Raw genomic sequence first — 12,829 nt, 5'->3', positions numbered from 1 at the left:
TATTACGTTCAGGTTTTGCCCGATGCCAGCGTTCTGGGCTGGCATTGAGCGCCGAGGCCAGTGATTTTCACTGCGTTGCCCGGTTTATGTCAGCCCGCCGCAGCGGAAACCGCTGACAAACGCGCCACTTCAAAGAAAGTCACTGTCGGGCTCTCCATAGAATTGCTGACGCTTCAGATGCACTTGGAGTGTTCATGCGCGTAGTGGTTCTGGGTGGCGGCGTCATCGGTGTGTGTAGTGCGTGGTATCTCGCGCGCCGGGGTGCCGACGTCACGGTGATCGATCGGCAGACTGCGGTGGCCGCGGAGACCAGCTTCGCGAACGCCGGCCAGGTCTCGCCAGGCTATTCCACGCCCTGGGCGGCGCCGGGCATTCCGCTCAAGGCGCTGAAGTGGATGTTCCAGAAGCACGCGCCGCTTGCCATCAGCCTCGACGGCAGCCTGCATCAGCTGAAGTGGATGGCCCAGATGCTCGTCAACTGCTCGCCCGAGCGTTACGACATCAACAAGGAGCGCATGCTCCGTCTGGCCGAATACAGCCGCGATTGTCTGCGAGCCTTGCGTGCTGAAACTGGCATCCAGTACGAACAGCGCACCGGCGGCACGCTGCAGCTGTTCCGTACCCGCAAACAGTTCGAGTCGGCGCGTCAGGACATTCGCGTGCTCGAGCGATGCAACGTTCCCTACGAGTTGCTCGAAGAGCATCAGCTGTCATCGGCCGAGCCCGCGCTCGCGCAGGTGAAGGGCAAGCTCACCGGCGGCTTGCGCTTGCCCAATGACGAGACGGGCGATTGCAACCTGTTTACCAAGCGCCTGGCGGAAGCGGCGCAGAAGTTGGGTGTCACGTTCCGCTTCGGTCAGCACATCACTGCGATCGAGACCGGCGGTGGACGCATCACCGGCGTGCGTCTCGGCGAGGAGCGCATTACCGCCGACGCCTACGTTTTGGCGTGCGGCAGCTACTCGCGCGCGTTGGCGTTGCCTCTGGGTATCGATCTGCCGGTGTATCCGGTAAAGGGCTACTCGCTGACGCTGCCCATCGTGAATGAGTCTTCAGCGCCGGTGTCGACGGTGCTCGATGAGACTTACAAAGTCGCGGTGACGCGTTTCGACGATCGTATTCGTGTCGGTGGCATGGCGGAGCTGTCTGGCTTCGATCATGAGCTGCTGCCGCAGCGTCGTCAGACGCTCGAGCTGGTCGTCAACGATTTGTATGGTGGTGCAGGCGATTTGCAGCAGGGCCAGTTCTGGACCGGCCTGCGGCCGATGACGCCGGATAGCACGCCCATCGTGGGCGCGAGCGAGTACCGCAATCTGTTCATCAATACCGGTCACGGCACGCTCGGCTGGACCATGGCGTGCGGTTCAGGGCGTCTCATCGCCGATCAGGTGACCGGTTATCGCCCTGAGATCCGCACCGATGGTCTCGATGTATCGCGCTATCAGAAAGCGAGCGCGCATCGGCCGCGGCTGGTCGCTGGTGAGGAGACGGCGTGACGCGTCCGACCAGTGTTCGAATCGATCTGGCGGCGCTTCGACACAACTATCTCCATGCTCGCGACGTGCACGGAGCGCGTGCGCTGGCCGTGCTCAAGGCCAACGCGTATGGCCACGGCGCGCTGGCTTCGGCGCATTCGCTTGCATCGATCGCCGATGGCTTTGGCGTTGCCTTCCTCGATGAGGCGTGTGCGCTGCGCGAGGGCGGGGTTCGCAATCCCATCCTCGTACTGGAAGGCTGTTTCAATGCCTCCGAGCTGAAGATCGCCAACGAGCTGGATCTGTGGGTGGTCGTGCATCAGGAGGAGCAGATCCGCCTGATCGAAGCGAGCAGGACCGGTGCCCGCTTCAATGTCTGGCTGAAGATCGACACCGGCATGAGCCGTGCGGGATTCCGGCGATCGGATGCTGCGCAGGCGTATCAACGCTTGCAGAACACGGGCAAGGTGAGCTCGATCACTTTGATGACGCACTTCGCGCGCGCCGATGAGTCGGGCGAGCCGATGACGGCGCAGCAGATCGAAGCCTTCGATGCGGCGACTGCGACGCTCAAAGGTGAGCGGAGTCTGTGCAACTCTGCTGGCTTGCTCGCCTGGCCTGCTGCCCGCCGAGATTGGGCACGCCCTGGACTGATGCTGTACGGTGTCGATCCCCGAGGCGGTTCCGAGTCCGAGTTGCAGCCGGTGATGACCTTCGAAAGCCGCGTGTTCAACGTTCGCACGCTCGAACCGGGCGAATCGCTGGGCTATGGCGCGACGTTCGTCGCTTCACAGCGCACGCGCGTCGGACTGGTCTGCGCAGGCTACGCCGATGGGTATCCGCAAACTGCTCCGACAGGGACGCCGATTGCGGTGGATGGGCAGGCGACCGCGTTGATCGGTCGGGTCTCGATGGACATGTTGACGGTCGACCTCACCGCGTTGCCCAACGCAGGCGTCGGCAGCGCCGTCGAGTTGTGGGGGCCGCGCGTGCCAGTGGCGGCCGTCGCCAGGAGCGCCAACCGCAGCCCGTACGAATTGCTGTGCGCGGTAAAACGTGCGCCACTCGTGCACGAAAACGCCGGACAGGGCACTGGCGAAGCGGTGCGGCTGACAGGAACTCGCTAGAGAATTCTGTTCTAATAGCTATGCCGGCAGGGACGACCCTGCCGCTGCTTCATCGATCCGGGGACGACCCCTCTAATAGCGCGCAAGCGCACCCCGGAGGCATCATGGCTTGGACTCTTCTTTTCATCGCGGGCCTGTTCGAGATCGGTTGGGCCATTGGCCTGAAATATACCGACGGCTTTACGCGTCTGTGGCCGAGCGTCGGCACCATCGTTTCGATGGCCATCAGTGTCGCATTGCTGAGCTGGGCGATGCGCTCGCTGCCGGTCGGCACGGCCTATGCGGTGTGGACCGGTATCGGCGCCGTCGGCACCGTGCTGCTGGGCATCGTGCTGTTCGGCGAGGCGGTGACCGTGGCGCGGATGCTCTGCGTCTTGCTCATTGTGACCGGAATCCTAGGCCTGAAACTGGCCTCGTGAGCTACCATACCGGCCTGATTCAGCAAGCAGCAGCAGTCACGAGCATGGCCGACGTCACACTTCAGCGCCCGCAAGGGGCGGCTGAAGACTGGAGCATCCCCCAGCAGTGGGAGCGTTACAGTCCGGCGGAGCATGCCATGTGGGATCACCTGTTCGAGCGGCAGGCCGGCATGCTGCCCGAGCGCGTCGTTCCCGAGTTCATGGACGGACTGCAGATGCTGCGTATGACGCGGCCCGGCATCCCGCACTTCGACGAGCTGTCCGAGCGCTTGATGAAGGCCACCGGCTGGCAGGTGATCGCGGTGCCAGGGCTGGTGCCGGAGCGCGTGTTCTTCGAGCACCTCGCCAATCGCCGCTTCGTCGCCGGACGTTTCATTCGCAGCCCCGAACAGCGCGACTATCTGCAGGAGCCGGACATCTTCCACGACGTGTTCGGGCACGTGCCGTTGCTGGCCAATCCGGTGTTCGCGGACTACATGCAAGCGTATGGCCAGGGCGGGCTGCGCGCGCATGGCTTTGGCTCGCTGACTTCGCTGGCGCGGCTGTATTGGTACACCGTCGAGTTCGGACTGATCCGTCAAGGCGACGCGCTCAAGCTGTATGGCGCGGGCATTGTTTCCTCGTACGGCGAATCGGTGTTCGCGCTCGACGATTCGTCGCCGAACCGCTTGGGCTTCGATCTCGAGCGCGTGATGCGCACTCACTATCGCATCGACGACTTTCAGCAAACGTACTTCGTGATCGACAGCTTCGAGGACCTGCTGCGCCAGACGGTCGAGACGGACTTCGCGCCGCTGTACGCTCGGCTCAGGAGCGAGCCGGAGCTGTCAATCGATGCCGTGCTGCCGAGCGACCGTGTCTACACTCACGGCACGCAGGCGTATGCCCGCGCACGGGCGATCAAGTAATTCGTCGCACGACCTTGCGACGGAAGTCGCCGATGATTTCATGAGCTGCGTTGTGTCCAGGCGCGCCGGTGACGCCGCCGCCGGGATGCGTGCCGGAACCACACATATATAAACCGGGCAGCGGGCCGCGATAGTTGCCGTGACCCAGCATCGGGCGGGCGGAGAACATCTGATCGAGGCTCAGTGCGCCATGGAAGATGTCGCCGCCAATCAGACCGAATGTGCGCTCCAGATCGAGCGGGCTGTTGATTTGACGGCCGAGCACGGACGCTTTGAAGTTCGGCGCATATGCGTTGACGGTCTCGATCATCAGATCCGCCACCGTTTCCCGGTGCGTGTCCCATGACTCGCCGTTCGGCAAGGTCGGCGCAACGTGCTGGCAGAACATGCTCGCGACGTGTTGGCCGGGCGGGGCCAGGCTGTCGTCCAGCGTCGAGGGAATGAGTATTTCGACGATGGGTTGTTGCGACCAGCCCTGCGTGCGTGCATCGAAATAGGCGCGCTCCATGTAGCCGAGCGTCGGCGCGATGATGATGCCCGCGGTGTGATGAGGACTGCGCTCTTTGCCGGGCAGGCAGGTGAAGTCGGGTAGTTCCGAGAGTGCGACGTTCATTCGGAACGTGCCGGAGCCGCAGCGCCACTGACTGATGCGCTGTCGGAACGCCGTGGGTAGCGCGCCTGCGTCGATCAGGCTCGTGTATAGCAGCTTGGGGTTCAAGTTCGATACGACGGCGGCGGCGCGGAATGTTTCGCCGGATTCGGTCACCGCGCCGACGGCCTTGCCATTCTCGACGATGATTTCGCGCACGCCGGCGTTGAGGCGAATGTCGACGCCGCGGCTGGCAGCGGACTTCGCCATTGCTTGGGTGATCGCGCCCATGCCGCCGATGGCGTGACCCCATGCGCCTTTCTTGCCGTTCACCTCGCCGAACACGTGATGTAACAGCACATACGCCGAGCCGGGCGTGTAGGGGCTCGCGTAATTGCCCACGACGCCATCGAAACCGTAGACGGCTTTGATCGGCGCGCTCTCGAACCAGCCGTCGAGATAATCGCCCGCCGATGTGACGAACAGACTGAGCAGCTCCTGTCGCATGCTCATGTCGAGCTTGCTGAAACGTTTGCCGAGGCCGGCGGCGTGGACCAATTCGGGCAGGGCCACGCGCCAGCCGCCATCGACCACATTGGGCGGGGTTTGCAGCACCAGATCGCGCAACAGGTCGGCGATGATGTCCAGCCGCTCGCCGTACGCATCGAGGCGCTCGGCATCTTTCTGCGAGAACTTCGCGACTTCGCGCTTGGTTCGATCGCCGCCGGTGGCCAGATAGCGGCCGTCCTCGGTCGGCAGGAAGTTGGAGACTTCGCGCTCGACGACGCGCAAGCCGTTGGCATGCAAGTTCAGATCGCGAATGACTTTCGGATTGAGCAACGAGACCGTGTAGGAGGCGACGGAATTGCGGAAGCCCGGATGAAACTCTTCGGTCACGGCGGCACCGCCGACCACATGACGGCGCTCGAGTACGGTGACTTTCAAGCCGGTCGCGGCGAGATACGCTGCGCAGACCAGGCCGTTGTGGCCACCGCCGACGATCAGGACATCAGACTTTGCGGGCACTGCGACTCTCCGGAATCATCTCGTGCATGCGACGCGTGAAGCTGCGCAAGCAGACCTCGCTTTCGCTCAGCGGCCCGACCGTGTAACTGCTCGAATTCATACCCGCCTGCACGCGAGCGATCAGCGTCGTGTCTTCCTTGTTCACCTGTCTGTTGATGCGCCAGTTCAGATAGCGTGCGGCACGCATCTCGCGACGGTTGTCGGGATGCACGTAGGCAATCTCGCGGATCATGGTTTCAGTCGGGGAGACGGGAATGAACTGCATGAAGTCGATCTGATCGGGATAGATATCGAAAGCGACATTGGGCCATAGCTTGAAATAGGTCCAGAGTCGTTGCCGCTCGGGCGGCAGATGCTCGACCGCCGGCAGCAGCTGTTGATAGCGGCGCTCCGACCAGTTGCTGCTCGGCTTGTCTTGCAGACCGCCCCACATCTTGTCGACCCAGTCCCTGGCTTCGATGCCATAGCCGTTGCCGAACAGTCTGGACAATCCTGGATGCGCGACGTCGATGTGCATGCCGTCGGAATAGTTGTCCGCAACGTTCTTCCAGTTCACGGGCCGCGGGCGCAACGTGACGCGACCTTGAGGCACCAGCTCTTCGAGTCGATACGCCGCCAGCTCGTGCGCGTACGGCGCCAGCATCTCGCGCACGCTGGGCAGCCCCGGCTCCAGACGTACGAAAATGAAGCCCATGAAAATTTCCTGTTCGAGCGGCACCAGGCCGTGCAGCTCCGGCTGCAGACCTCGAAACGTTTCTCGATGGGGCACGCCGATCAGCCGGCCGTCCAGCGAGTAGGTCCAGGCGTGATACGGACAAGTGATGCGTCCGCCGCAGTGGCCTTTCGGCCCATCGAGCAGGCGCGAGGCGCGATGACGGCAAACGTTATGAAAGCTGCGGATCTCACCGTCGCGGCCGCGCACTGAGACGATGGATTCGCCGAGCAGGTCGAAACAGTGATAATCGCCGGGATTCGGCAGATCGCTGCCATGACAGACCAGCTGCCAGCTGGTGCGAAAAATGGTGCGCTTCTCCAGCTCGAAGAAGTCGGCATCCCGATAGATCCAGGCCGGCAACCCCACCGCCGGCTCTGCGGAGGGGGCCACGGCTTGCGATGATGCGGGTCGGGCAGCGGCGCTCATAACGCTATCCTCGGACCGGAAGATGCCGTCAGCATTGCCTCAACCGACGGCGCTTGTCCAGGGCGGCGTTACTTGGGATACAGATCAGTTGCGATACAGATAAGTAAGAATCGTGCTCTTGGCCGGATGTCCCTTCAACCAGGAACGAATCGTTTCGACCTTGCCCGCATCCTCGCTGCCCAGATCCCGGCGCAGGATTTCCTGACGGGTACGCTCGCTGCTTTCATTGCGGATCTTACGCTGCCAGGTGTCGCTCAACACCGCGGGCAGCTTGTCGCTGAGCTGCAGCTGTTCGAGCAATTGCCACTCGCCGCCATCCAGCCAGGCCTCGTCGCAGATGGAGCACACATCCAGCCGGTTGGCGACGGTTCCGGTCAGGCGGTACTTGGTCATGATGCGCTCGCATTTCGGACAGCGCAGGGCAGAGGTCGTGTCCGCCGGCAATTCGGCGACCGTCGCCGGCGCGCTGGTGTCCGAAGACGGCTTGTGATGCTCGGCCCAGTGACGGTAATACAGCAACCCAACCAACGAGCCTTTACATTGCTCGCAACCCATCGCGGGCAACAGCTCCTCGATCATCGTGGGTCGCAGCTCAAACGTCTTGCATACCGGACACTTCATTCAGCTTCTCCGCGCGAGGGACGGCAAATGATACGGCCAGACGGCGCTACAATCGACACTCCGTCCTTACCAGCCAGCGCCATGGACACTCGACCCACCTGGATTGCAGCGATCGTGCTGTTGTTCGCAGCGTCGCTCGCGCAGGGCTCCTCTCAACGCAACTTTACAGAGGTGCGTCAGTGGGTCGAGCAGGAGTTCGCCAAGGATGGGCGCGGCGGATTGACGGTCGGGATCGTCGCACAGGGCGAGCTGGTGTGGACTCACAGCATTGGTTGGATCGACGAGGCAGCGAAGCGTCCGGCGACTCGCGACTCCATCTATCCGATCGCCTCGGTCACCAAGATGGTGACGGGCCTGATGCTGTTGCAGCTCGTTGAGCGAGGCAGTGTCCATCTCGCCGATCCGGCGGAGAAGTACGTTCCGGAAGTGCGCCAGATGCACAACCCTTATCCGTGGGCGCCGCCGATTACATTGATGCAGCTGGCGACGATGACTGCGGGCACGCAGGCTGGCATCTCGATTCCCGAGGACCGACGGGCAGCGTTCGATGCTGCGAGCACTTGGGAAGAGGCCATCGCTGTGGTCATTCCATCGTTCAAATTTCAGCACGAGCCGGGCACGGTGCGGCATTACTCGAATGCGGGCTATGCCATTCTCGGTCTGGCGCTGAGTCGCGCGGCGAAGCGGCCGTATGCCGAGTACGTGCGTACACAAATATTGGAGCCGCTCGAGATGCGGCGCTCTGGCTTCTCGATTGCCGAGGACATGCAGGTGCATGTGGCGCGTGGCTACGCTCTCAACAAGACTGACTCGCGCGGTCAGATGCCGTGGGTCAATCCCAAGAAGGATCTGTTATTGCCCGCTGCGGGTTTGCTGACCGATGTGGCCGATCTTGCGAAGTTGATGCGATTTCAAATGATGCGCGGGCCGCAGCAAGTGCTCAGCAATAATATGTTGCAGGCCTCGTATCAAATGCTCGTGCCATCGAACGCCAATCTGCAATATGGTGACGGCGTGGGTTTCGCCGCAGTTCGCGAGCCTGACGGAAAACTCGCCGCTGTGGGCCACGGCGGCGTGTGGCCGGAAGGGTTCGTCACGTCGTACGAATTCGACGGCACGGCCCAGACCGGGGTCATTCTGCTGGCGAATACCTACGCTGGCCGGGCGAACTATAAAGACATGGTTCGCCGCATTCTGGCGCTGCTCAATCCGACCAGTCCCGGCGGCAGCGGCCTGGCGGAGTTGGAGCAGCATTGATGGAGACACGCCAATGATGTTGGCAGAGTGGGTTTTGAAAGCGCGCACGCTGGGCGCGAGCGACTTGCATTTGCAGGCGGGGACGCCGGTGGTGGTGCGCGTTCGTGGGGAGTTGTCGCCGATCAGTGAATTGCTGCCGGCAGCGCGCGTAGCGGAAATGGGTAGGGAATTGCTCGGCAATGAGCAGTGGGAGCAGTTTCGGGAGCGGGGGTCGGCGGATTTGTCGATCAACGTCGCGGGCACGCGCTGTCGGGTCAATTTGTTTCAAACCGTTCGTGGCGCAGCGCTGGCGGTGCGATTGCTCACGTCCTCGACGAACACGCTGAAGAGCAGCAATCTGCACCCGGATCTGAGCAAGCTCACCGCAGCGCAGACCGGGCTCGTGATCGTTTCGGGACCGACCGGATGCGGCAAGTCGACGACGCTGGCGGCGATGATCGAAGAGATCAATGCGTCGCGCGCCAGGAACATCATCACCATCGAAAGTCCCATCGAATACCTGTATACGAACAATCGCTCGTTCATCCGCCAGCGCGAAGTGCCGACGCATTCGCCGAGCTATGAACAGGCCATCATCGATGCGCTACGAGAGAATCCAGATGTGCTGGTCATTGGCGAGATGCGCACGGCCGAAGCGATGCGGCTCACGTTGAATGCGGCCGAGACCGGGCATCTGGTGCTCGCGACGATGCATTCATCGACGTGCGCCGAGGCGTTGAATCGAATGTGCATGTCGTTCGCGGCCGAAATTCAGGGCAGCATTCGCGCGCAGGTTGCAGACTGTCTGGTCGCGGTGGTGTGCCAGCGGCTGGAATATCTGCAGGATTACCAGTTGCGGGTCCCGCTTTGTGAAGTGTTGATGGCGAGCTCGAATGCCAAGGGCACGATTCGCGGTGGCGCGTTCAGCCAGCTGGCCACCGTGATCCAGTCGGGCGGCGAGGATGGCATGTGGAGTTTCGATCGCTATCGTCGCTGGATGGACCAGAAGCGGGACTGGGTCATGCCGTCGCGGCAGGTCGCGAATCCGCCGATGGATACGCAACCCTACACCACGCCGACTCCGCCACCCGTCGCGCCCCCGACGCGCAAGCCGCCGGAAGCTCCGGTCGATATTTCCATCGACGAGAATGTCGATCTCGCCGAGCTGGCGCGCAAGATCGAGAAAAAGATTCGTTGAGTTGAGGAGTGAGACAGATGGGCAAGGTTCGCGTCAATGGGTTCTGCGTGTCGTTGGATGGCTTCGGCGCCGGGCCCGATCAGTCTTTGGACCATCCTTTGGGCGTTGGCGCCAAGTCGCTGCACGAGTGGGTCTATGGGACGCGCACGTTCCAGCAAATGATTGGCAACCAAGGCGGCAGCACCGGCATCGACGATGAGTATCTGGCCCGAGGCATGGCGGACCTGGGTGCCTGGATCCTGGGACGGAACATGTTCGGTCCGATTCGCGGCCGCTGGCCCGACGAGAATTGGCAAGGGTGGTGGGGGCCGAATCCGCCTTATCACACGCCGGTGTTCGTGCTGACGAACCATGCGCGCGCACCGCTGAGCATGGAAGGGGGCACGACATTCCATTTCGTGACGGATGGCATGCATGCGGCGCTCGAACGGGCGTTGGCTGCGGCCAATGGCAAGGACGTTCGAATCGGCGGTGGGGCGTCGACGATCCGGCAGTATCTACAGGCGCGGTTGATCGATGAGATGCATCTGGCCGTAGTGCCCACGCTGCTGGGACGGGGCGAGCCGCTGCTGACGGGATTGGATCTGGTGAAGCTTGGCTACAGTGTCACTCGATCCGTGACTTCCGAAGCCGTGTTACACGTCAGCATCACCAAGAACTAGCAACAGACACAGCTGCGTGCAGCGTTCGATCCGCTGCACGCAGCTACCACGTTAGTTACAGCGTTTCCGGAACCCAGACAAAGCCGTCGCCCTGACGCTCGAACTTGCCTACGCCGGGGTAGGGGAAGTGCACGCCGTAGATGCGCTGACCGCTCTCAGCGCTCTTCGCGATCACGTCGAGACGATTCTTTTGTCCGATCGCGGCATCGGTGTCGAAGGAGACCGTCCATTCTGGCTGCTGCACGGAAATAACGTAGTGGTGCGCAGAGTCACCGATGTACAGCAGCGAATTCGCGCCCGAGCCGATCGCATAACCGGAGTGGCCGGGCGTGTGACCGTGCAGATCGACCGCTTTGACGACGCCCGGTACCAGGTCGGCGCCGGGTGCGAACGCGTCGATCTTCGGTGTGAGCGCGGTTACCAGCGCGGCATTGGCGGGCATGCCTTGCAAGAACACCCAGTCGGCGGCGCCCATGTGAACCGTCGCGTTCGGAAATGCCAGCGCGCCTTCGGCGTTCAGCAGGCCGCCGATGTGATCGCCATGCGGATGCGAGATGAAGATGTCGGTGACGCTGGCGGGGTCGACGTCGGCATCGGCCAGGGACTGCTGCAGCTGACCGCCGGCCGGGCCGAAGTTGGTACCTGCGCCCGTATCGAACAACAAGACGCGATCCGTGCTCTTCACCAGCAGCGGCTGCAGGGACACGCCCAGCTTGTCGGTGGGCAGGCCGGCAGCCGTCAACACAGCGCCGACCTCCTCGGTCGTCTTGCCGACGCCGAAAATCTTGTTGTCGTTCGGAAACTCAAATGCGCCGTCACGCAGAGCGATGGCGGACAGCTCGCCGATGCTGAAGCTGCCAGCGGGAGCAGCGGTCTGTTCGGCAGCGGCGCTGCGCTGAGCCGGTTCCTGGGGCGCTTCTGATTTCGGCGCACAGGCGGCGAGTGTCAAACACAAAAGCGGCGGCAAAGCGAATTGTTTTTTTTTTCAATGTGAGTAGGGCTTTGGTGAGTGGGGCGCGCATCCTAGCATCGTCACAAATCGTTCACACAGTGCTTCCTATAATCGCAGGCCCTGCCGCTTCACGGGCGCTGCAAGTCCTGCATCGAAATGCTGAAAAGATGAATGGTGAGCGTGACCGGGTGGCCGCCCGGGTAGCCCGGGAAATCCTGCCGCACGAGGGGCTGGTCCGTAACTGGCTGCGGCGCCAGTGGGGCAGCGTCATCGACATCGATGACGTGATCCAGGAAGCGTACTGCCGGATCGCCAGCCTGCCGTCGCTGGATCATATCGACAACGTCCGTTCCTACTTCTTTCGCACCGTGCAGGCGGTCGCGACCGACAATTTACGGCGCGCCAAGGTGGAAAGTATTCGTCGCGTGACGGAAATCGACTGGTTGAACGTCATAGACGAGGAGCCGTCGGCAGACCGCGCGCTGGAGGCGAGTCAGGAGCTGGAACGGGTCACGAGCCTGCTGTCGCGGCTCACCTGGACCTGCCGCCGGGTCATCGAGCTGCGGCGGATCGAGGGCCTGTCGCAGAAGGACACGGCGCGGCTGTTGGGGATCAGCGAAAGCGTCGTCGAGAATCACATCGTGCGTGGCCTGAAAAGCGTGCTGAATGCCGTGCAGGAGCCGGAGCCGCGCACCACTGAAGCGAAGGTAACGCCACTTGGCAAACGCCAGTCCAGTAATAGCAAATGGCGTAGATGAGCAGGCGGCCCGCTGGGCAACGCGCTTAGCCTACGGCGATGTGACGGAGCAAGACCGCGCAGCGCTCGAAGCCTGGTTGGCAGCCGATCGTCGGCATCGCGGCGCTTACCTGCGAGCGCAAGCGGGTCTGCATGTCATGGAAGCCGCGGTGACGCGCGGTCCGCCGGTGCAAGCATCCGACGATGTTGCACCTGAGCCTGCAATGGTCAGACGAGCCGTGCCGCGATGGGCGGCAATCGCTGCTTGCCTCGCCGTGGTCAGCGTTGTGACGTTGAGTCTTTGGCCGCGCGAGCAGTCGAGCCTCGTCGCGCATCAAATCATGAAATTGCGCGACGGCTCGGTCGTCACATTGGCCGATGGCGCAAAGATCGATTTTGCGTTATCGGACCGCGACCGCAAGATCACGCTGCTCAGTGGCGCAGCGACCTTCAAAGTGGCCAAGGATTCCAGCCGGCCGTTCGTAGTGCGCTCCGGTGACGTCTATGCGCAGGCGACCGGCACCGAATATTCCGTCCGTCGACTCGGCGATACGGGCGGCGCGGTGCATGTCAAGGAAGGCAGTGTGCTGGTCTGGGCGCGTGACGATCGCGAGCAGGCAGTATGTTGCATGCAGGTGGCGAGCTGACGCTCGATCCGGGGCCGGGCAATGTGGTGCCGTCGCTGCCCTCGCCAGCGATCGCGCAGATCTCACTCGACAACGTCACCATCGCGTCGGCC

13 protein-coding genes are annotated in these 12,829 nt (G+C 62.6%); 9 read left to right on the top strand and 4 right to left on the bottom strand.

Annotation, left to right across the window (positions count from 1 at the left end; all coding sequences use genetic code 11):
- Nucleotides 1-194 precede the first annotated feature (194 nt).
- From D0550_RS32615 to phhA, 4 genes are all read left to right on the top strand, one after another.
- On the top strand, nt 195-1,496 hold the full coding sequence (locus D0550_RS32615) for a D-amino acid dehydrogenase (protein ID WP_116813366.1): 1,302 nt from the start codon (nt 195-197) through the stop codon (nt 1,494-1,496).
- A complete protein-coding gene (gene alr, locus D0550_RS32610; protein WP_116813365.1) occupies nt 1,493-2,602 on the top strand; it encodes an alanine racemase in 1,110 nt (369 codons plus the stop codon). Before D0550_RS32615 ends, alr begins: the two co-directional genes overlap by 4 nt.
- Before the next feature lie 104 nt (nt 2,603-2,706).
- On the top strand, nt 2,707-3,021 hold the full coding sequence (sugE, locus tag D0550_RS32605; RefSeq protein WP_116813364.1) for a quaternary ammonium compound efflux SMR transporter SugE: 315 nt from the start codon (nt 2,707-2,709) through the stop codon (nt 3,019-3,021).
- A 44-nt stretch (nt 3,022-3,065) separates the two neighbouring features.
- Nucleotides 3,066-3,929, top strand: a complete 864-nt coding sequence (gene phhA / locus D0550_RS32600) for a phenylalanine 4-monooxygenase (protein WP_116813418.1) — start codon at nt 3,066-3,068, stop codon at nt 3,927-3,929.
- On the opposite strand, the gene D0550_RS32595 is transcribed toward phhA, so the two are convergent.
- The 3 genes from D0550_RS32595 to D0550_RS32585 all read right to left on the bottom strand — a co-directional run bounded on the left by D0550_RS32595 (nt 3,922) and on the right by D0550_RS32585 (nt 7,306).
- Complete coding sequence (locus D0550_RS32595) at nt 3,922-5,544, bottom strand: phytoene desaturase family protein (RefSeq protein WP_116813363.1); 1,623 nt, start codon at nt 5,542-5,544, stop codon at nt 3,922-3,924. The genes phhA and D0550_RS32595 overlap by 8 nt on opposite strands.
- Nucleotides 5,528-6,685: an aromatic ring-hydroxylating oxygenase subunit alpha gene (locus D0550_RS32590; protein ID WP_116813362.1), complete on the bottom strand. Its 1,158-nt coding sequence runs from the start codon at nt 6,683-6,685 to the stop codon at nt 5,528-5,530. The genes D0550_RS32595 and D0550_RS32590 overlap by 17 nt, the downstream gene beginning before the upstream one ends.
- Before the next feature lie 84 nt (nt 6,686-6,769).
- Complete coding sequence (locus D0550_RS32585) at nt 6,770-7,306, bottom strand: TFIIB-type zinc ribbon-containing protein (protein ID WP_116813361.1); 537 nt, start codon at nt 7,304-7,306, stop codon at nt 6,770-6,772.
- A gap of 81 nt (nt 7,307-7,387) precedes the next feature.
- On the opposite strand from D0550_RS32585, the gene D0550_RS32580 reads away from it, so the two are divergent.
- The 3 genes from D0550_RS32580 to D0550_RS32570 are packed head-to-tail and all read left to right on the top strand — an operon-like array spanning nt 7,388 to nt 10,402.
- Entirely contained in the window at nt 7,388-8,563 is a 1,176-nt protein-coding gene (locus D0550_RS32580) for a serine hydrolase domain-containing protein (protein WP_161966199.1), read from the top strand.
- Nucleotides 8,564-8,576: 13 nt separating this feature from the next.
- Nucleotides 8,577-9,740: a type IV pilus twitching motility protein PilT gene (locus D0550_RS32575; protein WP_116813359.1), complete on the top strand. Its 1,164-nt coding sequence runs from the start codon at nt 8,577-8,579 to the stop codon at nt 9,738-9,740.
- A gap of 17 nt (nt 9,741-9,757) precedes the next feature.
- On the top strand, nt 9,758-10,402 hold the full coding sequence (locus D0550_RS32570) for a dihydrofolate reductase family protein (protein WP_116813358.1): 645 nt from the start codon (nt 9,758-9,760) through the stop codon (nt 10,400-10,402).
- Between the two features lie 55 nt (nt 10,403-10,457).
- Here the strand turns inward: D0550_RS32570 and D0550_RS32565 are convergent, their stop codons facing one another.
- Nucleotides 10,458-11,351, bottom strand: a complete 894-nt coding sequence (locus D0550_RS32565) for an MBL fold metallo-hydrolase (protein ID WP_116813357.1) — start codon at nt 11,349-11,351, stop codon at nt 10,458-10,460.
- A 170-nt stretch (nt 11,352-11,521) separates the two neighbouring features.
- Here D0550_RS32565 and D0550_RS32560 point away from each other — a divergent pair, with 170 nt between their 5' ends.
- Nucleotides 11,522-12,112, top strand: coding sequence for an RNA polymerase sigma factor (locus D0550_RS32560; protein WP_116813356.1), 591 nt, complete (start codon nt 11,522-11,524; stop codon nt 12,110-12,112).
- Nucleotides 12,072-12,737 carry a FecR family protein gene (locus D0550_RS32555; protein ID WP_116813355.1) on the top strand — a complete coding sequence of 222 codons (666 nt, stop codon included), beginning with the start codon at nt 12,072-12,074 and terminating at the stop codon, nt 12,735-12,737. The genes D0550_RS32560 and D0550_RS32555 overlap by 41 nt, the downstream gene beginning before the upstream one ends.
- Nucleotides 12,738-12,829 lie beyond the last annotated feature (92 nt).

This window comes from Steroidobacter cummioxidans (genome assembly GCF_003104955.1).
This window is presented reverse-complemented; position numbering and strand designations above follow the sequence as displayed.